Raw genomic sequence first — 25,446 nt, 5'->3', positions numbered from 1 at the left:
ATGGCAGGCAGTTGATCCTGGATCGGCAGAAAAACCGGGAAAAACTTGGCTGCCAAATGGGGAATCCCTATTTTTGCACCACCATTTTGCCTCCATAGCTCAGCTGGTAGAGCAACTGACTTGTAATCAGTAGGTCGTTGGTTCGATCCCGACTGGGGGCTCTTGAAAATCAGGAAGTTAGCCACGTCTTTAAAGATGTGGCTTTTCTGTTTGATACACGTTTTGATACACAATTATTTTTAGAAGAATGTTGAATGAAAATCAGTTTAATAATTGATAAGTCTGCGTTCCAATCATTGTGATCGAGTGAGGTTAAGCTATTAAATCAATATTTTATGCCAACTATGCCTCCAATTTTGGCAATAGCCATACGTTTTCTTTTGACTAGAGGGAAAGACAAAAGGAACGTTTGCGCTTGTCTATCAATGTTTTATATTCCTGTTTTATCTCTGGCCCGCTTTGGTAGTTGCAACCAACAACCTGTTACTTTTTTGTATAGACCCATTTCCAGTTCTGCCCCGCTTTATCGACCCGGCCAAGGCCTGGAAAATCAAAATGAAACCCCTGCATAAGCATCTGTTCGCCATAGGCAAAGTCCAGCAACTTCACTCTGGATGCTTTCGCCTTGGCATGATCCAAATCGTAATTGGTTTGCCAATCCAGATGCTCCATGTGAAGCGGATGAAGAAAAGCATCGGAGATGTAAAGGAATTGCTCCCCTTGTGAGGCAATGTGAAGGGCTAATTGGCCCGGTGTGTGACCTGGTATATGAATGGCTTGGATTCCTGAACACAGTTCAGTTTCATCTCCCTTAATCAAGTCTAGATCAGCCTTAGTTAAGGGTGTAACATTTTTCTCGATAAAGTTGTGGAATAAGGGGGGCTGGTTCACCGACTTAGCCGAATGCCAATAGGCCCATTCAGCTTCATGAATCTTAATAGTTGCTTTTGGAAAGTTTAGCTTGCCTGCTTCTGAAAAGACGCCCCCAATATGGTCAGGATGAAAATGAGTTATGATCAGGGTGGTAATATCTTCTCCCCGGATGCCTTCCTGCTGGAGAATCTCGAGTAATCGACCCTGGAAATGGTAGCTCTTGCCTTTAAACGTGATGGGGTCTCGGGTCAGTCCAATGCCCGTGTCAATGAGAATCTTCTGGGTTTGGTCTTCGATCAACAAAGCTACAAAAGGGGAAGGAATGTTATCGGTTTGTTGGTGATACCGATTTAATTCTTGAGTTATTAATTCTTGAGGGGCATTGATGAAATAATCTTTGCCCAAGTATTTAAACATCGAATCTTTGAATACCCGGCATTTAAATTTACCAATCGTAAAGGCATAGGTATCGTAGTCCACAAGTCCTTGATTCAACGCCAGATGGTTTAACCTTAACGATAGGAAGGGAAGGGGAAGCAGGAAGCTTGCCTGTTGTTGTAAAAATTCTCTCCGTTTCATAAACAAATTTTTAAATCTCACTAGTGCCAAGTTTACTTAAAGACCGGCTATAGATGTAGTAGTCATATACGTAGTATGGTTCAAAAGTATCCGGGTCAACTTAACCCAACAAAGACAAATCAACAGGTTGCAGAAATGGGGTGATAACAAGTGATATTCGGTTGGTAATCGGAGCAGCATTAACTCATATGATATTATATGACTACACTACTGTTATTAATACTTGGGGCCGTCAGCTCCAACTAGGACTTCTTTTAGTAAGTGGACAAAGAATTACGCTAAGGGATATTGATCTGCTTTCCGACTGGCCATAACCGGCTTGACTTCTCCTCCCGCCTACCGGAGCACTTTGTAAAACGTTCGGCGGCTACCAATGCCAAAGTAGCTCATGATTTGGGTAGGCTCGGACATGGAACGGACGTGTTTTACTCAATGGCCAAGCTTTTCACTGGATTTACGGTAGCCGCTTTGTATACTTTCATACCGATGATCAACCCGCAGCAAGATAGGACTGTCAGCAAGGTGGCAATGTAAGGCGTAAGGCCAACCTCCGGGTGATACTTGAAGATGAACTGAAAGACCAGCTTATCAGTGAACAAATAACCCAGCGCAGAGCCGATACCAAAGGCGATCAGCAAAATACGTATGAACGTCCGGTTGACCAAGACTACAATCTGCAGGACGGATGCCCCCAATACCTTTCGCACGCCAATTTCTTTGCTTCGCTTATCAATGTGAAGTGAAACCAGGGCAAACAGGCCCGAAGCTGAAAGGAGCAACGTAACCATCGCCAAAAAGAAGGCGACTGACTTGAACCCTTGAGTCAGCCGAACCTCTTTTTCCATCAGGTCAGTCTGCAAATAACCCTGGTAGGGTACATTAGGGGCTACTTTGCGCCAGGCTTCCTGCAGGTACTTCACCACTCCGGATCGCTCTTTCTCACTAGTCCGAATGACCATATACTTGTAGTCCTCAGGCTGAGCCAGTCGCAGAACGCAGGGGGGTACCAGTCCGTGCAGACCGTATTCCTTGTAATCGTTTATTACCCCGACGATCGTGTAGGTCACCGTATCCAATTGAATGCGCTGACCGAGTGGCTGAGTCAGGTGCAGCTGCTTCAGAAAGGTCTGGTTGACCAGAATGGACTCGTCGGTATCTGCTTTGGATTGGTAAAAGTGACGACCCTGCAGCAGGCGAATTCCCATGCAGTTGAGGTAGGCTTCACCGCCTACGTGAGACACTTGAGCCTGTATCTGCTGATCCTGAAAGCGGGCGGTTACCGGGTAAGAGCCATCGCCAATTTGCTGGGCAGTCCCGGCCAGGCTTTTTACCGCCGGATGTTGGCCGGCGGCCTGGCTGAGAGCGGTGTATTGCTGCCGGCTGTTTACTTCGACGACCGCCACTTCTTTGATGGCATACCCGAAATCGGCCTGTTGCTGAAAGGATGCGTTCTGGGTCATTACGATTCCAACGATCAGTGCAAAGCAGGACAAACTAAACTGAGCGACCAGCAGCATCCGCGTAAAGCGGTTGGAGGAGCCAAACGAGGTTTTGCCCTTCAAAATGCGCACGGGCTCAAATGAACTGATGTAGACTGCTGGGTACAATCCTGAAAAAACCGCACTGACCAGAGGCATCAATAGCAGGAACAACCAGGTGCTATAACTCTGGCTGAGGGCTGGTCTCAGATCCACCAGGGTAACCTGATACAGCAAGGGGAGGAAAACACTGACCATCAGGACGGCCAGCGCCGAGGCCACCAAACATAATACTACATTCTCGGTCAGAAATTGACGGATCAGCTGGTTTTTTACCCCCCCGATGGCCTTGCGAATCCCAATTTCCTTCAAGCGGCCGCTGGCAAAGGCAATGGAGATATTCGTAAAATTAAAGCAGGTGATCAGCAGGATAAACAAAGACATTACCGCCGGGACCAGGACCAACACCCCGCGAGGATTTGTAGTTAGTTGGCCCCCGTGTACGTATCCCGGCATATCAACATCGGAGCTGGTGGCTATCTCCTGAAAGGGTTGCAGATAAAAGTTTTCCACCAGGCCATTGGGTTGATTGCGGTTATGAAGCGCTGCATAGGACTGGAGACTGGCGGTTAAATGGAGTGCTGTGCGCTGGTCTTTGACCTCGACAAAGGCGGTAATCGGCTGGGGACTCGCCCAGTTCGTGTTGTTTGGTCCGCCGGCCTGCCCGCTCCCGAACGAGGTGATCAGATCGAACTGAATGCTGGAATTAGCTGGGATCTTTTGCGCTACCGCCCCGATGGTGTATACGGTTTCATCACCGCCTGACCCAATGACTCTCAAGGGCTTGCCGATAGGTATTTCCTGGGGGAAGTATTTTTCGGCGAAGGTCTCGCTGATGATAACCTGATTGGGTCGCTCAAAGCCGGACAGAGTTCCATACTTAAGCGGAAAATTAAAAAATTCGAATAGGGTTTTATCAGCGAAGTGAAGGCGCTCGCCAAAAGTATGGCCTCCCTGTTTGACCACTACCGTGGCGCTTTTCAGCCGGGCCATTCGCTTCACCGCAGCCAGGTCGTTGAGCATAGCCTGGGCCAGCGGCATGGGCACCACCCCCCAGGGCTGTAACCCTCCATCCACTTTCCGCAGGCTGTTGACGCGGTAGATAGGGTCGGTGTGCGTATGATTCTGATCAAAGCCGGCCCGGTATTGATAATTGAGAAAGGCGAGCATGCAGCATGCCATCGCAAAACTTAGGCCTAGTAAGTTGACGACCACGTAGATCTTATTGCGCCAAAAAATGCGGAAAGCGACTTTTAGGTAAGTGGATAGCATGAGTTTTAGAGTCTTGCGATTTGAAATTAAGCTGTCATCAATTCGGGTAGCGGCCGTTCTCCCTTAGACTATTAGGTTAATAGCGACGAGGCTACATTGAATTAAGGCACCTTTCCCCTTAGTCAATGCCATTCGGAACAGGTACAATGTTATGTTATAGCAAAGTACCTTGTAATACATACTACATGAATGGTAGCTTTTTGGGTTAAGTGGCGAGTTGATTTTCCGTTAAGGAGGTTGTGTCCCGGTGGCGGACTCAATGGGGACTGGGATGGAATCCTTAAGATAAATTGGGATTGACACGAGGTCCCTTGGCTTCCCGGTTTTATTTCGGAATTACTTAGTACCGTAGGCCGGTGCCAAAGCTTTTGCTTGTAAGGTCAGGTATTTTCTATCAGCTGGCGCCAATGGCTTTGCAACTGGAGAATGGGTTCTTCAAAAGACTCACCGTCAAAAATTTCCAAGGGCAAATCCAGGTACAGCCCAGCCTCCTTTAACTGGATACGTGTAGGGGTGAATCCTGATGCGATTAACCGGTTAACAATCTCGCAACCTGATTCAAGTTGATCGCAGGGAGTGATTAAAAAAGGTATGTATAATCCTTTCATGAACCCACTGACGATGACAATCATAGGCGATTTGGATGGGAAGATGGCGATAATTACCATAGGGTTATACATCGTGTCACAGAAAGGTACCTGTTTGCAATAGCAAAATTGCCTTTCCTAAAGGACAATCTGACCTATCTTGTCCTCCATCCTTTAGGTTGTGGATTACCTTGGGCGCTGATCCTCGCGACAGGAAACGATTTAATGAAAATAGGTGCCTAACGGTGAAAAGGCTTCTTGCTGTCCTACTTAGGTTTCCCTTGAAGGCTTTTCCAGTGCTGCCCTAAGTAGATTTTTCATGATCCTGACGATCAACGGTTGGCGCGGTGAGGTGCCCTTGCCCTGGTCGAATCTGACGCTTTCCTTCGACTCGGTGGAACTGGTCGGTGACCTGCTCCATGGGTAGGTGAAAAACGGGTTGACACTCTTCAGCGTGCGCCTCCAGCAGGAACAACCTGCGCGGGAGCTGACCACCGGGTTCTTTCAGGACCAACCTCTGGCTCATTGCGTCCAGCAACTGCATAGCCGGTGGCCGCCGCTAATTCGTCCGAATCCTTATAGGCGAACCGGCCAATTCAGATAGCGGGTGGACACCCTCGAGGCGGTCCGGCCCCAGAATTCCAGGAGAATGGTCAGGCATTCAGTCCACTCCTGAGCTTGTGGCGGTTTGGTAATATAGGAGTTGGCCCCTGCCAATAACATGCCTGGATGTCCTGCTTTTGGGCCGACTGGCTAAAGACAATGACCGGCAACATGGGCAGGGGAGAGGGACTGTTTTTAATCGTATGAAGCAGATCCAGGCCCATCTGACGCTCGGGCAGGTTAGAGTTGGCTAAAAGTGTTGTTCTCAACTGCACAACCCTCTGTTATCGAATTTAACTGTGCTCATCGGTTCCTGCAAAACTGATACTGTGTTGAAAATTTTGCGTTTCATAAGTTTGTGACTCAGATTTCCATGACACTTATTAAAAATGCACATTCACAATTTCAATGCGGGTCCTGCAATCCTGCCAGAATGCGTTTATTCCAACTTAGCTTACGCTGTAAATAATTACGGCAACACGGGCCTCTCACTTCTAGAGATCTCTCATCGATCGGCAGAGTTTCATGGTATACTTCTGGAAGCCGAGTTGCTGCTACGCGAACTACTATCTATCCCACCAGACTTCTCCGTTATATTTCTAGCTGGAGGAGCTAGCCAGCATTTTGCTCAAATACCGATGAATTTTATGAAGGCCCTTCATCATGCCGCCTATTTGGATACTGGTGTATGGGCGTCAAATGCTATTCGGGAAGCACGTTGTTTTGGAAATGTAGAGGTTGTCGCCTCTGGGAAAAAAGATAACTACTCATTAATCCCGAGACATTTTCATATTCCGGACAATTGCAGCTACTTCCACTATGTAGCAAATAATACAATTTATGGCACTGAATTGCAGGAAGTTCCAAAAACGGAGGTGCCGGTCTTTTGTGATATGTCTTCCAACATTTTGAGCACAACTTTCGATATAACCAAATTCAGCCTTATTTATGCAAGTGCTCAAAAGAATATTGGCCCAGCAGGTGCTTCAATTGTAATCGTCAAAAACACTGTTCTAGATTTGGTGAATTCTAGCGTTCCAAATATTTTTAATTATAAAGTGCTTGCTAATTGTAAGTCCTTATTCAATACCCCGCCAGTTCTGTCTATCTACGGGATGCTGCTTACTTTACGATGGGTGAAAGAAGAAGGTGGAGTAGCTGAGTTTCAAAAGCGAAGTATCGAAAAAAGCTCTTTGTTATATAATGAGATCGAAAGAAACGATTTGTTTAGAAGTAGGGTCAAGAGTGCAGAACAACGTAGTCGAATCAATGTAACATTTGAAATGATCGATCCCAACCTAGAGGATGCTTTTTTACACTATGCATCTGAAAGAGGAATTGTTGGTATAAAACAATATCAAAACTACCCCGGATTCCGCGCATCACTTTACAACGCACTTCCCCTGGAGTCTGTCCAGGTGTTGGCTTCGACCATGCATGAGTTTGAAGTAAAATTCAAAAAGAGAGGAAATTCGGCATCGGTACGTTACAAGTAACCTTTAGTGAAAAACTAACATAGAAAATTCAGTCGGGACTATTTATACATCATTGCGTTAGCTATTGCCCCAACTTGCTGCAATTTCATTCTAATCGAATCGTCCCAAGGGAGACTAATGCAAAGCCTCATACAGTGCTGAAATTGGTCCTGCAGGGTGAACATTCTACCAGGAGCAATGCTTATGCCTTGTTTTAAAGCCAAATTGTACAGTCGGGCCGTATCAATTTCCTTTGGCAGTTCAACCCAAAGAGCTATTCCTCCCTGTGGCCGACTAGTCTTTGTTCCTTTTGGAAAGCAATTAGCGATTGTCCGGACATAGTTATGATAGTTACTTTGAAGAGTTAATCGGAATTGACGTAGATGTCGGTCATACTGGCCAGTTTTCATGAAGTTGCCGACGGCTTCATGGGTGGATGAGGCAGAAGAAATCGAATGAGCCAGTTTGAGTTCAAGAACTCGCTCTTTATACTTGCCAGGGGCAATCCAGCCGACTCGATAGCCAGGAGCCAGTGTTTTTGATACAGAACTGCACCAAAGAACATTTCCGGTCAAGTCAAATGATTTACAGCATTTCGGGCGCTGATTGCTGTAGTGTAAGTCTCCATATATATCGTCTTCAATCAAAGGAATATTGTGATCAGCCAGCATCGACACAACTAATTGTTTATTTTCATCGGGCATACAACTACCTAATGGAGTATTGAAGTTGGGAACCAATAGGCAAATATCGATCATTGGTAGCGCTCTTTCTAAAGCTTCCAGCACTATGCCCGTCGTAGGATGTGTCGGTAATTCAAGCACCTTTAAACCCAAGCTGTTTGCAAGTTGAAATATTCCTGGATAACATGGGCTTTCAACTGCTAATGTGTCTCCAGCTTTCCCCACAGCCATCAAGCAAAAAAACAAGGCATTCATCGCCCCGCTAGTAGTCACTAGATCAGTGTCTTTCAAACTGCCTCCCCAAGCTGCGGAGCGAATGGCAATTGCCTTTCTTAACTTCCTATTTCCTGCGAGTGGCTCATATTCTGTGCCTGCACCCGGAAGCGCTCGTGTCGCTACGGCTAATTCCTTTCTTAATTTGGCTAATGGCAAAAGATTGCCAGACGGTATTCCTATCGAAAATAGCGTTAGTGATGTATTACCGATATTTGAGTATACCTCAGTGACAAGTTCGTTCGGTTTTTCATTGCTGACCTCTAAAGAAGGATGGCTTACGCCCGGGAGCGGCAGCTGACGAGGAAAGGGCGTAGTAACGAAGTATCCAGATTGTGGTTTTGACCGAATGAGAGACTGTGATTCTAGTTCAAGATAGACACGCTTGGCAGTATTCATGCTTATTTTGTGTTCTAAGCATAGTGCGCGAACTGATGGTAATCTGTCACCTTCGTTAAAAAGCCCTGAGTTTATCTGAGAGGAAATTATTGCTGCGACTCTGTTGTACAAAAATTCTTGATCCATGGATAGACTGTGTCCATTAATTTTTTCAGAAATGTAACTATAAATTAAAAACCACACAAAGTATAATTGCACAACCTTATTGCGAGGTAAAATCCATGCGTCAAGTTTTAAATGTTCTAATTAAATCGTTCAGTTACACAAATCCAGAAATATAGAATATGAAATCCAGCCTTACCTTAAGTTTAATATTTTTCTGCACGTCGCTTTTTGGACAAATTGACTTGAGAAAGCCCTTCGAGAATTGTAATGTAAGCGGGAGTATAACAATATTGGATCATAAAAATGGAAAGTGGATAACGAGTGACGAAAAGGCCAATGAACAAGAAATGCTTCCTGCATCTACATTTAAGATTATTAATCTTCTCATAGCATTAGAAACTGGCGTTATAAAAGATGAAAATGAAATAATTAAATGGCCTGGATCGACAGATACAACCCTTTATGGCTATCGTCCAGAAATCTATAAGGACATGTCAGTACGCGAGGCTTTTCAGGTGTCTGCGGGATGGGCATTCATAGAAATAGCAAAAAAAATAGGCCGTGAGCGATACTTACACTACCTCGCGAAATCGGAATATGGCAACAATATCTTGTCAGAAAAAGGTGACGATTTCTGGAATTTTGGCGCGTTTGGAATATCACCTAAGAATCAAATAGCTTTTTTGGTAAAGGTGCATGAAGGTACTGCTCCGTTCTCACAAAAGAGTTTACGTACACTGAAAGAGGTGATGATAAATGAGCAAAAAGAGGAATACACCCTCCGTGCTAAAACTGGCTGGACCCGCGTCCATGGCAAAGATATCGGCTGGTGGGTTGGTTATGTAGAGCGAAAAGAAAATACATACTTTTTTGCCACAAGACTTATTAAGGAACGAAGCATGCTTAATCCAAATTTTGGAGCATGTCGGAAGAGCATTACAATAGATATTTTAAAAATGCTTGGCGCCCTTTAAGGTTTTCCCGAAAGTGTCTGATTTTTATCAGTTCATACAAGCATATTTTTTATGCGAAAGTTTTTCTCATAGCTTCTTACAATTATTTGCCGACCTTTTCAAAGTCGTAGTTATTTTCATTCAGAGGAGAGTTACTCTATACCATCAATGAACCGTGCATTTATTTCCACCGCTACCATTTTAGGCTGGCTATCCATTTTTAATATTGCGCTTTGCCAAGAAGTCGAGAGCTATCAGTCGAAAATTGACAGTTTATTAATTTCTTCTTATCCCAGAAGATTTAATGGTGTAGTTCTGATTCATAAAAATGGAAAATCTATCTATAGTAGATCAGTTGGTCTTGCAGATTTTAGTAAGAATATTAAATTAAATTTTAATTATCGATTTTCTACAATGTCAATTGCAAAGCAGATAACTGCAGCGCTTGTTTTAAAGGAAGTTGAAAAAGGAACAATCGGCCTTGATAGACCAGTTGGTTTTTATTTGCCATACTTACCATATGAATGGGCTAACACTGTTACCGTTCATCAATTATTAAATCATACCTCGGGTCTATCGAACGAGCAAATAGACATGCCGTTGAAACTCGATCCCGGCTCAGGATTTAGCTATTCAAATGTAGCATATGCATTATTAGGTCAGATTGTTGAAACTGTGACCTCCCAAGGTCTACCTGAATTAGTGGTAAAACTGTTTCAATCTTGTGGATTGAAAGATAATCCCTACCCCAAAATGACGGGGACAGATCGCCTAGCTAAGGGACATATATTGAAAAGGAACGGATCGCTCGAGACTAACGATCGAACAAATTTCAAACCTTCACAGTATTGGGCAAGTCACCTTATAGTTTCGGCAACCGATTTGGCAAGATGGAATGAATGCTTACATAATGGAAAATTGCTTGATCCTAATACCTATAAATTGATGGTAGCCTATTCTATTAAAGCGAGTCATGAAGTTTTCGGTGATCAGCCGGTTGGATATGGGTACGGTTTAAGAATTAATGACACAGGGAGAATTTTGGAAATTGGCCATACTGGTTATCACCCAGTTGAAGGATACACTGTTGTGAATTTATATTATCCGCAATCTAAGGTAAGCGTAATAGTTCTCGAGAATCAGGGTGCAGAAGACTATAATATTGCCTATTTCTTTGAAAAGGAGATTAGAGCGATTGTTATGAATAGCTGTCTTTTAAATTATTAGCGATGAGGATTTTGGTCTTTGTTTATTGGATTGTAGCTGTTTCGCTACCTGCTCATTCTCAAAAGGTGCAGAACCTAAAAAGGGACATTTGCCAGATTATCTCGCAAAATAGGGCACACGTGGGAATTTCTATTAAAGGGTTTGAAAAAGAAGATACGATCAACATCAATGCAAACGATACATTTCCATTGATGAGTGTATTTAAGTTCCACATTGCTTTAGCGGTACTTCAACGAGTGGATGATGGTGTACTTAAGTTAACACAAAAGGTTCTTGTAGAAAAATCACAACTTCATTCCGACACATGGAGTCCGATGAGAGACCAATATCCTCATGGCCAAGTCTACCTATCGTTGGACGAAATTCTGAGATATACCGTTTCCAATAGCGACAATAACGGATGTGATATTTTACTTAATCTAATAGGTGGGGCAAAGGGCTTACAAAAATACATTAGAAGTCTCGGTGCTGACGATTTTACGGTTAGCGTGAATGAATTCCAAATGCGATCCTGGGAAAACTCTTATTTGAACTACTCAACTCCAATGGAGACAACAAAACTTCTAGAGAAGTTCTATAACGGACTCATTTTGAAGGCTAATTCAACTGACTACTTATATCGATTGATGGTGGAAACAACGCGTGGAACTAGATATATGAAGTCTGGACTTCCCCAAGCCGCTGAAATAGCACATAGACCAGGGCTATCGGGACTTGACGCAAATAAAATCCGAATTGCAATGAACGACGTAGGAATAGTAAAACTTCCAAATGGACAATATTTCATTATTTCTATTTTTCTAAAAGATATTATGCAGGACGATAGGCAAGCTGAAGAGTTTTTTTCTGAGGTAGCAAGATTGACCTGGGAATATTTCACAAAATAGTTGACCCTGACCCTAAAAAGTGGACAGTGAACAAGTAGAGAAATTCGGGCGTTTTTGATAACTTAATCGATCAGAAATCGCTTATGAAAAAGACAAAAACCTCCGCCTTTGGCCCGTTGATGGATGAGAGCCGGCAGCTCATCCAGGAGGCCAAGCAGATCCTGGACGAGCAAGGCATCATCCATATCCCTTCCTAATGGGTCACCATCAAGGAATTCGTGAAACATCACGGCCTTGACAACACCAGCGTAGTCTCCAATTGGATCCAGCGCGGCATCATCCCCGCCGATGACATCCGCGATTTCCCTGAACTGAATAATCTGCGTATGATTCGGGACAAGGTTTACAAGTAAGCCCTTCCCAACCTGGTTCATAACCAAACCAAAAGTCCCGGCCTCAAGCGAAGCCGGGACTTTTTCTTGTTTAATCACTTTTATGGCTCCTTTTAGGCCTCTAATTCGTCAAAAGTAAGCCGGCTGGAGCCAGGGTAGAAGACGATTGGCTGGGCCTAGCGAAAAAATAAGTTGTTTTCCTGGCTGCACAAGCTACACTTCCTACACTTTATTCGATCATTAGGGGCCTTGGCACTATTCCGAACAGTTTACCCAAGTCAGACGGATTCATCAGCGACAAACAGCATTAAAAGAACTTACCTGAGAAAACCTAAACTGACTTACGGACAAAAGTGGCCACTTTCCCAGACCCTTAACTCCCTTTACTCTCAGATGCCTTACAACGACCATTTAGCCAACCGGGTGCGGGAGGCACTGGCCTCCTTGCCGAACCTGGACGAACGACCTAAAATGGGCGGGCTGTCGTTTATGATCGAGGACAAACTGGTCGTGCATGTGCAGGACGATGAGCTAATGATTCGCTGCGATAAAGCGAGGACGGACGAACTGTTGGATTGGCCCGGTGCCCGCCCCTACACCATGAAAGGCAAGGGCGCTCTAAAAGGCTGGTTATTGATTGACTCTCCTGGAACAACCCGACAGGCGGACTTGATGAACTGGTTGACCATTACGCTGAGTGCCACAGCAGAGGCTAAAGTTAGTCGGAAACGACAGGGGTAAAGCCAGGATAGGATGACATCTCCCTATTAGAAACAATGTAGCCATGAAAAGGCTGAAAAATTAGTTTTATCAGGGTGATTCAGGTTATTCGGACAAATACCGGCTATAAACTTGTTCAATCGAGTTGCAGTGCCTCTTCCGTTCGTGATTTGACCGGATTGAAATAAGCCAATCGAATTACTCCGATAGCCAATCGTTCAATCGTAATAGCTCAGAGATCAAGAGCGGCACCTTGAACGGGCAGGTCTGGATTCAATTCAGAACCTTTTTTCTATTTAACTTTTTACCACCAGTTCGACCTGTCCCTCAAGCCGGCAAAACTGGCTGGCTTCGCAGGTTCACAGGATTGTGTCCTGAGTTTTTACCGAGGCCTCAAGTTGCAATGAACTCTCGACCCGGAAAAATGGTCATTCAACCTCCCTTCTCCGTCATTCCACGCCTTTCTTTTCCTGAGCCGCTCCCGCCGTTGTACCTTTGTATTGTTCAAACGAATACAACCAATGAACTCAACCGGTGGACCGGAACAAGAACTATGAAAAAGACCATTTTATTGATGCTGGGGCTGATAGCCGGCACCGCATCGTTCGCCCAGACTTCGCTTGCTCTCTCCAGCGACCAGACACCCCCACCCGAAGTGTCCATTACGACCGACCAGAAAATCCGACTCCTGGTCGAACAGCAATCGGCCAAGGGGACCGTATCACTCCGGGATGACGCCGGCCATGTGCTCTACACCAAAAACGTCAATCTGGAGAAAGGACTGGTTCAGACCTTCAATGTCTCCGGTCTGGAGTCCGGTATTTACCACCTGGCGGTCGTTGTAGCTGGGCGAACCGTTGACAAGTCGTTCTCGGTGGGGTTTAAACCCGCTCAAATGCAGGTTCAGATCGAAGACTAAACGTTAGGCTCAGGGCCTGGCAGCCAATCACCTTCCCTTTGAAAAGCCGGCTCTCAGCCGGCTTTTTTATTCCCGCTTTAAACCGGTAGCTTTATCCTTTATGATCTCTTCACGCAGAGGCACCCTGACCCTCCGCCAGAAATGGCAACTCGCCCAGAGCGTGTTTGTCATCTATTGGCCGATCCGGCTTTACATGAATATCGATGCAGTCGACGGGACTTTTATTCTGCATATGTTGCCTTTCTGGACCCTGGAAGTTACACTGACATTAATTTTCTTCTTCTTTTGGATCAGCGTCTCGGAATGGCTGCAACAGCGGATGATGAAGGGGCGAGGGCAGAAAGCGCTGGTCGAAATCAAACTTCCGATCCAGGTGGCGACGCTGGTGGTGGCCTTCGCTCTGGCCGGTATTTTTAACTTCGGTTTTCACCGCATTTGGCACGGGATGGATGCGGTGTTGCAGCAACGATTTCCCTCGCTGGGCCAGCCGACCCGTTCTCGTTCGCCCCAGAACCGTACGGGGCAGGGCCGTAGTCAGCGGGACCGGATGAATAATGGTCTCATGGTCATGGCCATGCTCTCGGCCTTCTATTTAGCGGATAACCGCCGATCCAGCCTCAAAATGCGAAAGCTGGAAACGCAGGCTGAGCGGATGCAGAAAGAAAGTGTGCAGGCGCAGTTTTCCGCTCTGAAGAACCAGGTGAATCCTCATTTTCTCTTCAACAGCCTTAGCATTCTCTCCTCACTGGTGGAGGTCGATGCCGGTCTGTCCGTCCAGTTCATCAACCGGCTTTCCCGGGCCTACCGGTATATACTGGAGCAGAAAGACAATGATCGCATTGCCCTGAAAACGGAACTGGAGTTCATCGAGGCCTATATCTTCCTGCTCCAAATCCGTTTTGAGGACAAGCTGCAGGTAGCCGTCGATGTTCCGGCCCGGGAGGCCACGACCTGGTCGATAGCGCCCCTGACCCTGCAACTGCTCATCGAGAACGCGGTCAAACACAACCAGATGTCGGAAGAGATTCCCCTGCTGGTGTCGGTCTTTATTCGCGAAGGGTACCTTTGGGTGACTAATCCCATCCAACTCCGCCCTCATGCCGAAGCCACCACCGGGGTAGGCCTGCAGAACATCATCAACCGCTACGGCCTGCTGACCGACCTGCCCGTGTGGGCCGGAGAACAGCAGGGGACCTTTGTCGTTAAAATCCCCCTCCTCCCATGAACGTACTGATTATTGAAGATGAAACGCTGACAGCCCGGCGGCTGGAAAAGCTCCTTCACACTTACGATCCGGGCATCAGGGTTCTGGCCCGGATTCCGTCGGTGGCCAAAACCCTGCGGTGGTTTGAGGAAAACCCCGCCCCAAAACCTGATCTGATTTTCCTGGACATTCACCTGGAAGACGATCTGGGGTTCCGGATCATCGAACAGCTCCGGCTCACCATTCCCATCATCTTCACCACTGCCTATGATGAGTATATGCTCCAGGCATTCAAAGCCAATAGCATCGACTATCTGCTTAAACCGATTGACTACGAGGAACTGGTGACGGCCATCGAGAAATTCAGGTCTTTTCAGAAGCTATTTTCCGAGACGGTTCCACCGGCGCCTGACCTGACCGAGCTAGTGAGCTTGCTGGAGAAAACCCGGCCGGCTGCTTACAAGGAACGGTTTATGGTGACGATCGGTCCAAAAATAAAAAGTGTGGAGACGGAGCAGATCGCCTATTTCTTTTTTGAAGATAAGGCGACCTTCCTGAGCACCTTAGAGGGCCAGAACCTGGACGTCGATTACAGCCTCGACCGCCTGGCCGGCCTGCTCAACCCCCGGCAGTTCTTTCGCGTCAACCGGTCTTTTCTGGTTTCACTGGGGGCCATCCGGACCATCCATACCTTTTCGGGCGGTAAACTGAAACTGGATCTGCACCCCAAACCCCGTCAGGAGGTCTTCGTCAGTGGCGACCGGGTGACGGATTTTAAGGAATGGCTGGGCCGGTGAGGGGTACTGCGGGATTGTGGGACCGACTGAGACAAGCGCAACATGGCTCGTTACGAAGAGTACGGGACGGTCGCCGGCCACGGCCTCCCACCTGGCAGCCCGCCTGGCGGACAATACACTTGGTTTTGTGCACCCCTATCATTTCGACAAGGCTATAGACGCCTAAGGGCCTGGGTTGAGTTTTGATTTTACTTCTGAACCTGTTAATCCCCCTGAGAAACATACTGAGACAATAGGTAATAGTCAGGAATCAATTGATGCCCAAGCCGATGTTGACTTTGATTCACTAATTGATGGCACTGAAGACCCTGTAAAAAGTAAAAAGCTTTGGCAGGGTACACCAGGACTTATCATGTCAAATATTCCTAAAGGGCAAATACGAAAATTTGCACTCGATGAAAAGAATCTGTTTTTAAAAGCCAGTGCGAATACAACAGAGGGCAAGTTTACATTCTTATATGCAATTCAAACAACCTATGATATTGCTGAACGATGGTTACGTTCTAATGCTGATGCGGTTGAATTAGGCATGGAATATTAGAGCATAAACGAACGGAATGGCTTTTACTTAAAGAAAAAACAAAGCAGTTTTAGCGCAACAATGAAAGCAGTGTTGAAAGGCACACCACCGCAAAAAGATAAGAAACAACTCCTTTAAACTCTAAACCAATAAGAACGATGACCCCCGAAATAAGAGATGAACATTTAACCACTTTAGAACACTATCTTGCTGCTATTGCAACTACTGAATTTGCTCAAATCCAGAATCGAAACGAGTTTTCTGCTCAAGAAACTGATACCGTTTTTCCAGCTATGAGAATGCTTCTGGAATATGGACATAACAAGTTTGGAAGTAGGCAAGGGCAAGTTAATTATGCATTCATGCATGATATTCTTCGTGATGATTTTGATCAAGCAAGGGATATTGCTAGACGCCAATCGGAATTATTATCTTATTTGATTGGCTGTTATAGAAATGATAAAACTGAGGAAGTTTGCCATCGTCTGTTTTCTAAGCGAATTGCTGAAATGACAGGGTATGAGTTTCAGGAATACTTAAAACAGATTGGAGTTATTTGAAACAAAAAATAGGAGCCAGCTTCTTTAAGAGGACTTTATTAGTGCGTCTTGGTGTAATTAGTATATCATTATTTTCGCAATTATAGAAACAAAGGCCCGGTCAATCGCCGGGCCTGTCTGATGATTACTGTAGCACTCTTTCTATAGACGAAACGCTTGGCTCAGGGTCACCGCTAAGACAAAACCCGGCGCAATGCGGCCGGGCCTGTAACCCTTACAATCAAAATCTGTCTGATAAACTTTATATATGATTGAAAGTTTGTGAAACGTTCCAGCTAAACAAAACCCGTCGAACTATAGCCGCGGACGGTCGCCGAAGCGATTGTGGAAACAAAGCCACCGCAGCATACCGTCCGAGTGACGCGGAGGTCCGGCTCTCTTATGGGCCGTTCGATTAAGAAGGTAGGCTAAAAAAGGGGTAATGGTTTCATTACGTTCTTATATAACAAGATGTTACCATACACTTGAAGATTTGGAAAGCCGGGCGCCGATGGAACCTGGTTTTTTTGTGGTGACAAGAGGACTGGTCCTTTTACTCATCTTAGTAGCCACCATGAGCCGTTAACGGTTCTCTATCTATTCCTACATTGGTGGAGTACCTATCTGCCAAATTTAAAAAGCCGGTCTTCGATTGAAGGTTGGCTTTTTGTTTTCTGACAGTCAGCTTCCATTTTTGAAGGATGAAACTTCGAGCTCTATCCGATGAACAGGCTACCGAGCTGGCCCACCTACTGGGTATGGAAACCGGGGTCTTCCACCTTCATAAAGACTGTTACCGAATCAGCCTGTGGACCATGGGTCAATCCTTTGTATCCTATTGGGTTTACAATGACGGTGAAAAAGCGCTTTATAACACCGATACGGGAATTGAAGACAGCGTGATGCAAGAGGTAATCGAAATGTTTCTGGAGGAGTTCGGCGAGGAGCCTGCCGAATAACTCTTACCATGGTAAGAGTAAGTGCCGGCTTACCATTTCGTAAGATTTGAGGAGGATCTACACTTTTTTTCAGAATTTACCGGTCAGAAAAGAAGATTATGTAGATAGAGGTTTATGAGTCAGCTGAGTGAAGTGGTGATGATTGATGATGACCCCGAGGAGTGTGAGCTGTTCAAAATCCTGGCCGGCCAGGAGTGGCCGGCGGTAGCGGTCACCTGTATTGATCAGCAGCCGGCGGCCTGGTCCTACCTGGAGCAGGCAGAGCCGCTGCCTCGCCTGCTGGTAGTGGATGTGCGCATGCGGGGAGAGACGACGCTGGAACTGGTGCGGCGGATTAAACAGGAGGAGCGTTTGAAGCAGATTCCCGTGGTCATCCTTTCCGGGACGGAAGAGCATCGGGAGACCTATCTGGAAGCTGGGGTCGAGGCCTTCCAGCTCAAGCCTGACGGTCTAGAGGAATATTTTGCGCTGATCCGCGGTTTTCGGGCCTTATATCTTTTATAAATCAGGAAAATGTCCTGATCCCGACCGAGCGCTTTTTGCTGCTGTACAAATTCTTTAGCGGCTCTGACCGGGATCGACCCCGGGAATGCTCCCTATTGGCTCCAGTACTCCGTTACGGTCTGAAAGTGGGCACTCCACTCTTGCTCATTCAGCGGCTTAACCATATAGGCGTTGGCCCCCAAGGTATACGCTTCGGTGATATCTTCCATTCGATTCGAATGGCTCAGCACCAGGATGGGGACTTTTCGGAGAGCGGAAGACCCCTGCCGGATCCGCTGCAGCATCGCCAGGCCAACTTCCCGGTCCGGCAGATACAGATCCAGCAGGATCAGGTGAGGATAACGGCCACGGACGGCACACTCTTCCAGATAAGCTTTGGTGGTATGCTGGTTGGAGAACCAGACCGGCTCCACCCCGGGCAGACAACTCTCAAGGGCTTTCTGGATCAGCCACCACTGCTCCGGGTTATCTTCAATCACAAGCATCTGCCAGCCAGTTTGGCTGGAATTTAATCTAAAAGGGAAAATCATGAGATCAAGGGTACAGGCAACAGGGAATGGAGGCAGAAGCAATTGTTGGAATATCGGGCCGGTTCAGGGAAGCGAAAAGGGATAGTAGCCCGCAGCGTTAGAGGTGCATACTAAATGTAACGAAAAGATGGGCAGGAAAACAAAAGCATCTTCAATAATGAGGCAATGGTCCCGGCCCGACCACTCCACGCCTGACGAAATAACTCTGATCAACCCCATCGGACAGGGCAGGGCCATTGGCTCATCAACTTTTAACCTATGCGCAGTCTATTTTTTTTTTAACTTTTGCACACCTGCGTATAAACCCTAGTACTACGTAATACTAATTCTTTTCATAAACATCCTGGTAATGCCTTTTAAGCTTCTCGCGGGCATGAGCGTTGGTGAACTGCCATTGGACCGTCGCCCGGGCCTGATTCCGTTCCTTGACTAGCTGATTGATCTCGGCCCTCAAGGTTTCGATGTCGGCAATCCGCCGTTGCAAACATTGGCGTACTAGCACCGAGAACTCCAACTCAATCATATTCAACCAAGAAGCCTTCTTGGGCGTGTAATAAATGTCGAAGCGCTGCGCTAACTGCCGTGCTTCTGGAGCCGGTAAGTGCTCGTAAAACGATGAAGTTGAGTGAGTATTTAAGTTATCCTGGACCAACCGGATTTTCTTGGCTTTGGGATAACGCTCGGCCAGTTGCTGCATAAAGCGGCAGTAGTCGGCTTTGGTGCGGTTGGTAGTCACTTCGATTAAGCGATAGCCCTGCAAAGGCTCGAAGGCCGCCAGTAGGCAAGCCGTCCCGTTGCGTACATACCAACTATCCTCTCGTAGAGGCTGATTGGCCTTCATAGGCAAAGGCGCTACCGCCTCGCTGTGTAATACGCAGGGGCGTTCATCAAAGCACACGACGGGGTACTGTTCATCATAGGGTTGCTCGTAGAGGTCTAGAATGGCCTCCATGCGAGCTAGGTACTGCCCATTCATTTGGCCGATGCACCATTGCTGTTTGCGGTGCGGTTGGAGTTTGTTTTTTTCAGGATGCGCTTAATGGAGTCATGGGAAATTGCCTCGACCAGGCCCAGTTCAACGGCTTTATCCGCCAGCAGCCGCAGGCTCCAGCGGCTATAGCCTTGGGGAGCCTGACTACACGCCAGAGCCGTGATTTTAGCGGAAATGGCGCCATCGAACTTAGGCTTAATATCGGGGCGGGGCTTTTCACCCAAGGCTGCCTGCAAGCCTGCTTGCTGGTAACGGGTTCGGATCTGATAAACTGTCGGCAGACACATGTCCAGGTGCTCGGCGATGTCATAGCCGCTAAAGCCTTCCGCGAATTTGAGTAGAACCATGGCTCGCTTCAGCGAGCGAGCCGAGCAGACGCCTTTTCGAACCAATTCGGAGAGTAACTGGGCGAGCCATCTCTTTTTTCGCCCAAAATACTCAATTTGATTAATTATTCTTTATTACGTTCTACTAGCAGTATTTTTTAAGGTATCGCAGTAAAACAGTGGCTAAATACATACACATACGAATTAATCTTGACAGCCCGGCCACGGTGGTTGAAACGTTACATGGCCTAACTGCCAGAACAGAAACGCAATGCCATCAGCGTAAGTTTCGATGCGCTGCCGTTTCGTCACCCCGGGTCCATGACCGTTCTGGTAGTCAACCCGGAGTATCACCGGGCGGCCACTGATGGTAGCGGCCTGCAAACGGGCCGCCATTTTAGCCGTCATCCACGGGTCTACACGTGGGTCATTGATGCCCGTAGCGAGTAATACCGCCGGATAATGGGTACTATCTTTTACATGATGATAAGCACTCATTTGATGCAGTGTTCGGAACCCTTCTCGCGTTTTTACACTCCCAAATTCGGGAATATTTGGTACGCCGTTGGCGGTAGTTTCAAAACGAAGCATGTCACTGAGACCCACGACAATGCCAACGGCCCGAAATAAGTCCGGACGTTCAGTAATAGCACGGCCTATTAAAATACCACCTGCGCTGATTCCGGAGCCACCCAGGTGTCTGGATGAGGTATAGCGCTGCTTAATCAGGAACTCGGCGCAGGCAATAAAGTCAAGCCAGGTATTCGGCTTCGTGGCTTGGAAGCCTCCTTGATGCCACTCGTCACCGAACTCACCACCTCCTCGAACGTGGGCTACAGCGTAGATCCCTCCGTGCTCCACCCAGGCTGTAATTACCGGATTGTTATTAGGCAACGTCGGTATTCCATAGGCTCCGTATCCGTTGAGCCAGGTTGGGTTGGTGCCGTCGAGTTTTATGCCCTTTTTATAAATAATTGATAGTGGGATGGCCGTCCCGTCTGCGCTTTTTACCATTACTTCCCGGACCTCGGCATTGTTTAATTCATCATATGGACCCCTTGGCTGTAGTCCCAGGTCATCGCTACGGCGTAGAGCAGAGCTCCAGGCAAAGAACCGGGGTGCTTTCGTCCACGAGGCCAGGGAGAACAACAATCCTGATACCCGCGAATCCGCCTGCACTTCAGTTAAGGTTCCATCGAAAGGCAGTTTCACAATGGATGATTTTTCGTTTTTTTGAAAAGGGATCCGCTGAATCTGGCCTAAGCCGCCGTTCAGCTGTTGGACGTATAAAGCGTCTTCCGCAATATGCAACGCGTCTGCTCCGGCCATGTTACTACTCCCAATGACCGCGTCACCAGGTGGAACGACCACCGTGGCAGTTGCCACATTAGGACTATGGATGTTAGTACGAATCACCTTATAGCGGGGCGTATTCAGGTGTGTGACCAAGTAGAGATCGTTACCATTAATAGCCGCATCGGTGATCTGTTCGGCCGCCGAACAGATTTTGCGCCATGCCAATCGCCCTATTTTATGCATCGCTTGGTCGCTTTTAGGCAACTGGGCGAGATAAATCGCCTGGCCACCTCCAACGCCGGTTTCGACCCTTGCCAGCACGTAAGGGGACTGGGCAAAGGTTTGTATCCGGGGAAACCAGGTTGGCACAACGTCAATGGCTGCATCAACGCCGTAACCGAACACCACCTGATCCTTGTCAGGCGATGTACCGACGATGTGCCGGTGCACCAGAGATTTTTGATACAACTCAGTTTTTGATGCGTTAGGAGAAAGCTGTTGCCGACGAGTGTAAAAAAAGGATCGGTTATCGGATAGCCAGGCAATTTCACCGTGAGTTATCCGTTCAATAGTTTCATTCATCTTACGGCCCGTCACTACATCGTATATATTTATGTAGGTTAAATTTTCCGACCCGCCAGGTTCTAAACCAACCGCGATAAGTTTACCGTCCCATGAAGGTTGGAAGAAGCGAATGGCAAGGGGTTGACCATTCGCTGGGGTGAGCGCCTGTGGATCGACCAGCCGGATTTCTTTCCCTTTCAGGCCCTTCCGAATATACAATGAGGCAATATTTTCATTGACGTTTGTCTTTAGATAGACATATTGATTTCCCGGTAGCCGGCGGACGCTGCTCACGCGGGCGGAAGGGGCATTGGTGAGTTCTGTAAGCCGTTTCATGACTCCTTGCCGGCCGGGAATTTCATTCAGCACGGTGCGAGTATAGGCATCCTGCGTTTTCATCCAGCTGAGTAATTCCGGATTGTTCATATCCTCCATCCAGCGGTAGGGATCGGCGATTTTGGTGCCGAAGTAGTCATCAACTACTGGCCGGATGGGGGCCAGGGGCAGAGCGCGTGGCTGGGCATGCGCAACGAACGTCAGGCTTGCTACGGCAATTATTTGAATGGCGGTTACCCGAATGATTTGTGAAAACATAAAATATTAGTTTGTTGAAGGGAATGATGGGGGGCGCGGTTAGGCCGCGACATTTTATAATAGTATAGACGCCTACGACTGAGGTTGTTTACAATGTACCTTGGTAAACAGGTTGGATAGGGAGGTACGTCTTGCCTGGGTAGATTAAGGTTGGGCTTGGCAGAGGTGACTTCTCCCAAATGGCGCCTATCATCAAAGGCTTAGAGACAACCAGGACTAACACCTAGAAAAGAACAGAACCGAAGCTGCCTGCAGACAAACTAAAGTTTCCTCTAAAATCCAGCATTGATAGCTTTTTTATCGGGCTTTACGGCCGCTCGTGCCCAGTCAAAGGAACCAGTGTTGAAATACTGAGCTGTTAACATGGACAAGAAGAAGAAAAATCAAACTGATTAAAATTCCACCCAAACCGGACCCGAAATCCGAAGGACGGACTCTTGTCGGAAGCGACGTTTATATTCAGTTACAATCTCTTTAAGTTTCTGTTGAACGTGGGCTCCGTTGGGATGGACCAGTTCCAACAAATAAGAACATTCATGCACAATAGCGCCCGTCGAGTCCCGCCACTGTCCCTCGGCCCGCCAAAGGGTTAATCCGTCCGGGAAGCGGGGGGTAACCACTTCGGTTAGAAATGAGCGCCACTCACGCTCAGACACTTGGCTACCGTCTGACCTAGATCGACCGAAGTATAGTCGATCCAGCTCCCACACAGACGCGTGGGCGTGTACCTGATTCGTTGGGAGTAAACCTCTTGGATGGCATGAATCTGCCAAAAGGACTACTATAAGGAGTCGGAGAATACTAACCAGACTTAAACATTTCATAAGACCGATTAACCTAATGAATAACCCTATTTGCAGATCGATCCAATGCGTTTTAGCTGGATCTCCTCCTATAACTGAGTTCAGCAAAACGGTAACTAAGTCTCACTGGGAAGTTGCAGCAACAAAGGTATTGTGGGTAACAGACCCAAGTAAATAGCCCTTTTGGGCTAATTTTTAGTCAGCCGGCAGAGGTAATGGTGGTTCAGCAGTAGAATCAATAATGGTATTTGTTGATTTTGACCTGCACTCATTTAACGGGAAGCAAGAAATCAGGAGAAATCGGAGAATCCGGCATCTCCGCAACATTACATTTGTTTCTTGGCCTTAGAGTAGGCCCTGGCGATTCACGTATTGGTTGCATGTATATGGATAGAGATTGATAAGTCAAATAGGCTTTATTGGAATTCGTAACTCAGACGGGATCGGGTATACCATTAAGCGGCTGGTTAATAGAAATCCTTATGGGAAAGGTCACGGGTGAATGAGGGTTTAAGGCCTGCTTTTGGACTAAAATAGGGCAAAATTAGGCAGGGATTCTGGAGCTTGAAATAGCACTTTGGGGTTAAATCAAATTAGGACCAAATCTTCTATCGAAACTTAGGCCAGCCCATACCAACAGTTTCCTCGATAAATTAGCTCCAAAGGGCTATTTCACGTGGAGTACTTTGCTGTCTACTTTTGTGGCGTTGACTACAACAAATTCATCTAGCCTTAGCCGATAGCTAATCGCCAGCAATATGTCCATAGTGTGGTAAGTACCCTATTAATTGAGCAACGGACTAGAATCCTTTAGGCAGTCGTGTAGCGGTTTTTTACGTATATAATATGCCGTTACAATATTGTCTTTCAGATAAACTTTAATCGGAAATCAATTTCAATGATCAATTCACACTCAGAACCATCAAACCAAATTGACCGAAACTGATATTGAATAAGCCAAATGATTTCAAAAACAGGCGGGCCTTTCCAGAAAGGCAATAATACAACTTCGGATTTTTGTCCACGAACCGCCCAAGAGACTAAAGACCCGCAGGACTGACTACCTGACCGGACGAAAGCCTGGAACATAGTCTAATTTGGAGTACAAAACACCTGATTCATCCGGTGACCAATAACCTGAAAGGATTTCCGAACGCTCTGGCGCAGAAGTTTCCTAGCAGATTCTGCCTGATGTAGTAGCGGGTAAACAGTCACCTCTTAGAACTGTCAAGAATGAACCTGATTTCTTACCCAGGCACCCTCTGGACATTGTCTACACTTAGCATCTATTTAATAAATTGACAAACGTTACATTTTTATGAGAACTGTGTGTTTGCCTATCTGGGCTACTGAAATCTTGTTTTTCTTTATTTTTCTAATCGCATGTAAAGAAGAAATCGACCACAAACCAGCAGCTTTGCCCAAGACTTACTTGCTGGTCCATGGCGCTAATGACGGAGCCTGGGTCTGGAAAAAAGTCGTCCCTCTTTTACAGGCGCAGGGCCATCGGGTTGCAGCCATCGACCTGCCAGGCCACGGGGAAGACAAAACTCCCCCGGAGGCCGTTACGCTGGAAGATTACGCGGAAAAGGTAGTGAAGGTCGCCAATGCCCAGCCCGGCCCGGTGATTCTGGTAGGGCATTCTTCGGGCGGTATTTCCATCGCCCAGGCGGCTGAGCGGCTGGGCACCGCCAAGGTGGAGAAATTGATTTTTCTGGATGCCTTCCTGCCAAAAAATGGAGAATCCGCTCTTTCGCTGGCCGAGAGACTTTTCCCACCGTCACCTACCGGAGAGCCTACGTTTGCCGACAGTTTTATCTTCGACTCGACCGGAGCCACATTTACACTGGATCCTGCGAAAGTGGATCACTTTCTGTATCACGACTGTTCAGCTGAGGATCAGGCGTTTGCAAAAGCCCATGCAGGTAAGCAACCCATTGCCCCGCTGGCCACCCCAGTTCAGGTGAGCGATGCGGTTTACGGGGCCATTCCCAAGTATTATATCCTCTGTACGGAAGCCCGGAATGGTGATATGTCCGAGATGGCTAAAAATGTGCCTACCCGGAAAATCGTGACGCTGCCTACCAGCCATTCTCCCTTCTTTTCCCGGCCGCAGGCCCTGGTCGACCTGATTGTCAGTTTCTAGAACAGCCTTGTTATTTTATTGACAGTAGGGTTTTGAAGTAATTCCGGGCTGTCCTTCATGCCCATACGGAAATAATCTAGGAAATTATTATCCCACCCACTCAGGTTGAAATCCGCCCAAACACGACTGCCCGCCTGGCAAATTAGCCCCAAAGGGCTATTTCACAGCCATATAGCCGATGGCTACCTTTGCCCCCGATGAAACAACAACTGATCGCCTTCCTGTGCCTCTTGATGGTCCTGATGGCT

General features: G+C 47.0%; 21 protein-coding genes, 1 tRNA gene and 1 pseudogene. 14 read left to right on the top strand and 9 right to left on the bottom strand.

Annotated features, from left to right (window positions below):
- Positions 1 to 88 precede the first annotated feature (88 nt).
- Positions 89 to 161, top strand: a tRNA-Thr gene (locus DX909_RS18635).
- Positions 162 to 483: 322 nt separating this feature from the next.
- Here the strand turns inward: DX909_RS18635 and DX909_RS18630 are convergent.
- From DX909_RS18630 to DX909_RS18620, 3 genes are all read right to left on the bottom strand, one after another.
- On the bottom strand, positions 484 to 1,452 hold the full coding sequence (locus DX909_RS18630; protein WP_128546724.1) for an MBL fold metallo-hydrolase: 969 nt from the start codon (positions 1,450 to 1,452) through the stop codon (positions 484 to 486).
- A 425-nt stretch (positions 1,453 to 1,877) separates the two neighbouring features.
- Entirely contained in the window at positions 1,878 to 4,262 is a 2,385-nt protein-coding gene (locus DX909_RS18625) for an ABC transporter permease (protein ID WP_128546723.1), read from the bottom strand.
- A 380-nt stretch (positions 4,263 to 4,642) separates the two neighbouring features.
- The gene (locus DX909_RS18620; protein ID WP_128546722.1) at positions 4,643 to 4,894 is read right to left on the bottom strand and encodes a hypothetical protein; all 252 of its coding nucleotides are present in this window, start codon (positions 4,892 to 4,894) and stop codon (positions 4,643 to 4,645) included.
- 947 nt (positions 4,895 to 5,841) lie between these two features.
- On the opposite strand from DX909_RS18620, the gene serC reads away from it, so the two are divergent.
- A complete protein-coding gene (serC, locus tag DX909_RS18615) occupies positions 5,842 to 6,948 on the top strand; it encodes a 3-phosphoserine/phosphohydroxythreonine transaminase (protein ID WP_128546721.1) in 1,107 nt (368 codons plus the stop codon).
- A gap of 38 nt (positions 6,949 to 6,986) precedes the next feature.
- Here serC and DX909_RS18610 read toward each other — a convergent pair whose 3' ends face one another.
- On the bottom strand, positions 6,987 to 8,480 hold the full coding sequence (locus DX909_RS18610) for an aminotransferase-like domain-containing protein (protein ID WP_229311105.1): 1,494 nt from the start codon (positions 8,478 to 8,480) through the stop codon (positions 6,987 to 6,989).
- Between the two features lie 86 nt (positions 8,481 to 8,566).
- On the opposite strand from DX909_RS18610, the gene DX909_RS18605 reads away from it, so the two are divergent.
- The 3 genes from DX909_RS18605 to bla all read left to right on the top strand — a co-directional run bounded on the left by DX909_RS18605 (position 8,567) and on the right by bla (position 11,454).
- Positions 8,567 to 9,361, top strand: coding sequence for a penicillin-binding transpeptidase domain-containing protein (locus DX909_RS18605; RefSeq protein ID WP_128546719.1), 795 nt, complete (start codon positions 8,567 to 8,569; stop codon positions 9,359 to 9,361).
- Between the two features lie 147 nt (positions 9,362 to 9,508).
- A complete protein-coding gene (locus DX909_RS18600; protein WP_128546718.1) occupies positions 9,509 to 10,567 on the top strand; it encodes a serine hydrolase domain-containing protein in 1,059 nt (352 codons plus the stop codon).
- Positions 10,568 to 10,569: 2 nt separating this feature from the next.
- A complete protein-coding gene (gene bla / locus DX909_RS18595) occupies positions 10,570 to 11,454 on the top strand; it encodes a class A beta-lactamase (protein ID WP_128546717.1) in 885 nt (294 codons plus the stop codon).
- Positions 11,455 to 11,516: 62 nt separating this feature from the next.
- Here the strand turns inward: bla and DX909_RS18590 are convergent, their stop codons facing one another.
- Positions 11,517 to 11,885: a hypothetical protein gene (locus DX909_RS18590; RefSeq protein ID WP_128546716.1), complete on the bottom strand. Its 369-nt coding sequence runs from the start codon at positions 11,883 to 11,885 to the stop codon at positions 11,517 to 11,519.
- Positions 11,886 to 12,179: 294 nt separating this feature from the next.
- Between DX909_RS18590 and DX909_RS18585 the strand changes: the two genes are divergently transcribed.
- The 8 genes from DX909_RS18585 (at position 12,180) to DX909_RS18550 (ending at position 17,948) form a co-directional block, all read left to right on the top strand.
- Positions 12,180 to 12,527 carry a TfoX/Sxy family protein gene (locus DX909_RS18585; RefSeq protein WP_128546715.1) on the top strand — a complete coding sequence of 116 codons (348 nt, stop codon included), beginning with the start codon at positions 12,180 to 12,182 and terminating at the stop codon, positions 12,525 to 12,527.
- Between the two features lie 532 nt (positions 12,528 to 13,059).
- Positions 13,060 to 13,425, top strand: a complete 366-nt coding sequence (locus DX909_RS18580) for a DUF3244 domain-containing protein (RefSeq protein ID WP_128546714.1) — start codon at positions 13,060 to 13,062, stop codon at positions 13,423 to 13,425.
- Between the two features lie 100 nt (positions 13,426 to 13,525).
- Positions 13,526 to 14,650 (top strand): sensor histidine kinase, encoded by a 1,125-nt coding sequence (locus DX909_RS18575; protein WP_128546713.1) that lies wholly within the window; start codon positions 13,526 to 13,528, stop codon positions 14,648 to 14,650.
- On the top strand, positions 14,647 to 15,426 hold the full coding sequence (locus DX909_RS18570; RefSeq protein WP_128546712.1) for a LytR/AlgR family response regulator transcription factor: 780 nt from the start codon (positions 14,647 to 14,649) through the stop codon (positions 15,424 to 15,426). Before DX909_RS18575 ends, DX909_RS18570 begins: the two co-directional genes overlap by 4 nt.
- 175 nt (positions 15,427 to 15,601) lie before the next feature.
- Positions 15,602 to 15,967 (top strand): hypothetical protein, encoded by a 366-nt coding sequence (locus tag DX909_RS18565; protein WP_128546711.1) that lies wholly within the window; start codon positions 15,602 to 15,604, stop codon positions 15,965 to 15,967.
- 137 nt (positions 15,968 to 16,104) lie between these two features.
- A complete protein-coding gene (locus tag DX909_RS18560) occupies positions 16,105 to 16,506 on the top strand; it encodes a hypothetical protein (RefSeq protein ID WP_128546710.1) in 402 nt (133 codons plus the stop codon).
- 680 nt (positions 16,507 to 17,186) lie between these two features.
- Positions 17,187 to 17,444, top strand: coding sequence for a hypothetical protein (locus tag DX909_RS18555; protein ID WP_128546709.1), 258 nt, complete (start codon positions 17,187 to 17,189; stop codon positions 17,442 to 17,444).
- A 114-nt stretch (positions 17,445 to 17,558) separates the two neighbouring features.
- Entirely contained in the window at positions 17,559 to 17,948 is a 390-nt protein-coding gene (locus DX909_RS18550) for a response regulator (RefSeq protein ID WP_128546708.1), read from the top strand.
- A gap of 92 nt (positions 17,949 to 18,040) precedes the next feature.
- Here the strand turns inward: DX909_RS18550 and DX909_RS18545 are convergent, their stop codons facing one another.
- The 4 genes and pseudogenes from DX909_RS18545 to DX909_RS30115 form a co-directional block, all read right to left on the bottom strand.
- A complete protein-coding gene (locus DX909_RS18545) occupies positions 18,041 to 18,433 on the bottom strand; it encodes a response regulator (protein WP_164851333.1) in 393 nt (130 codons plus the stop codon).
- A 367-nt stretch (positions 18,434 to 18,800) separates the two neighbouring features.
- Positions 18,801 to 19,924, bottom strand: a pseudogene (locus DX909_RS30120) (IS630 family transposase).
- Positions 19,925 to 19,999: 75 nt separating this feature from the next.
- Positions 20,000 to 22,249, bottom strand: coding sequence for a prolyl oligopeptidase family serine peptidase (locus tag DX909_RS18530; RefSeq protein ID WP_128546704.1), 2,250 nt, complete (start codon positions 22,247 to 22,249; stop codon positions 20,000 to 20,002).
- Positions 22,250 to 22,641: 392 nt separating this feature from the next.
- Positions 22,642 to 23,073: a DUF3574 domain-containing protein gene (locus DX909_RS30115; RefSeq protein WP_374755868.1), complete on the bottom strand. Its 432-nt coding sequence runs from the start codon at positions 23,071 to 23,073 to the stop codon at positions 22,642 to 22,644.
- Positions 23,074 to 24,469: 1,396 nt separating this feature from the next.
- Between DX909_RS30115 and DX909_RS18520 the strand changes: the two genes are divergently transcribed.
- Complete coding sequence (locus DX909_RS18520; protein WP_164851331.1) at positions 24,470 to 25,198, top strand: alpha/beta fold hydrolase; 729 nt, start codon at positions 24,470 to 24,472, stop codon at positions 25,196 to 25,198.
- Positions 25,199 to 25,446 lie beyond the last annotated feature (248 nt).

The organism is Larkinella soli (genome assembly GCF_003703975.1).
In the GTDB taxonomy this organism is placed as follows: domain Bacteria; phylum Bacteroidota; class Bacteroidia; order Cytophagales; family Spirosomataceae; genus Larkinella; species Larkinella soli.
The sequence above is the reverse complement of the archived record's forward strand: the minus strand, read 5'-3'. Positions and strand labels throughout refer to the sequence as shown.

Coding starts and splice junctions, on each gene's coding strand:
- DX909_RS18630 (WP_128546724.1), bottom strand. CDS start 1,452: ATGAAACGGAGAGAATTTTTACAACAACAGGCAAGCTTCCTGCTTCCC.
- DX909_RS18625 (WP_128546723.1), bottom strand. CDS start 4,262: ATGCTATCCACTTACCTAAAAGTCGCTTTCCGCATTTTTTGGCGCAAT.
- DX909_RS18620 (WP_128546722.1), bottom strand. CDS start 4,894: ATGATTGTCATCGTCAGTGGGTTCATGAAAGGATTATACATACCTTTT.
- serC (WP_128546721.1), top strand. CDS start 5,842: ATGCACATTCACAATTTCAATGCGGGTCCTGCAATCCTGCCAGAATGC.
- DX909_RS18605 (WP_128546719.1), top strand. CDS start 8,567: ATGAAATCCAGCCTTACCTTAAGTTTAATATTTTTCTGCACGTCGCTT.
- DX909_RS18600 (WP_128546718.1), top strand. CDS start 9,509: ATGAACCGTGCATTTATTTCCACCGCTACCATTTTAGGCTGGCTATCC.
- bla (WP_128546717.1), top strand. CDS start 10,570: ATGAGGATTTTGGTCTTTGTTTATTGGATTGTAGCTGTTTCGCTACCT.
- DX909_RS18585 (WP_128546715.1), top strand. CDS start 12,180: ATGCCTTACAACGACCATTTAGCCAACCGGGTGCGGGAGGCACTGGCC.
- DX909_RS18580 (WP_128546714.1), top strand. CDS start 13,060: ATGAAAAAGACCATTTTATTGATGCTGGGGCTGATAGCCGGCACCGCA.
- DX909_RS18575 (WP_128546713.1), top strand. CDS start 13,526: ATGATCTCTTCACGCAGAGGCACCCTGACCCTCCGCCAGAAATGGCAA.
- DX909_RS18570 (WP_128546712.1), top strand. CDS start 14,647: ATGAACGTACTGATTATTGAAGATGAAACGCTGACAGCCCGGCGGCTG.
- DX909_RS18560 (WP_128546710.1), top strand. CDS start 16,105: ATGACCCCCGAAATAAGAGATGAACATTTAACCACTTTAGAACACTAT.
- DX909_RS18555 (WP_128546709.1), top strand. CDS start 17,187: ATGAAACTTCGAGCTCTATCCGATGAACAGGCTACCGAGCTGGCCCAC.
- DX909_RS18550 (WP_128546708.1), top strand. CDS start 17,559: ATGAGTCAGCTGAGTGAAGTGGTGATGATTGATGATGACCCCGAGGAG.
- DX909_RS18545 (WP_164851333.1), bottom strand. CDS start 18,433: ATGCTTGTGATTGAAGATAACCCGGAGCAGTGGTGGCTGATCCAGAAA.
- DX909_RS18530 (WP_128546704.1), bottom strand. CDS start 22,249: ATGTTTTCACAAATCATTCGGGTAACCGCCATTCAAATAATTGCCGTA.
- DX909_RS30115 (WP_374755868.1), bottom strand. CDS start 23,073: ATGAAATGTTTAAGTCTGGTTAGTATTCTCCGACTCCTTATAGTAGTC.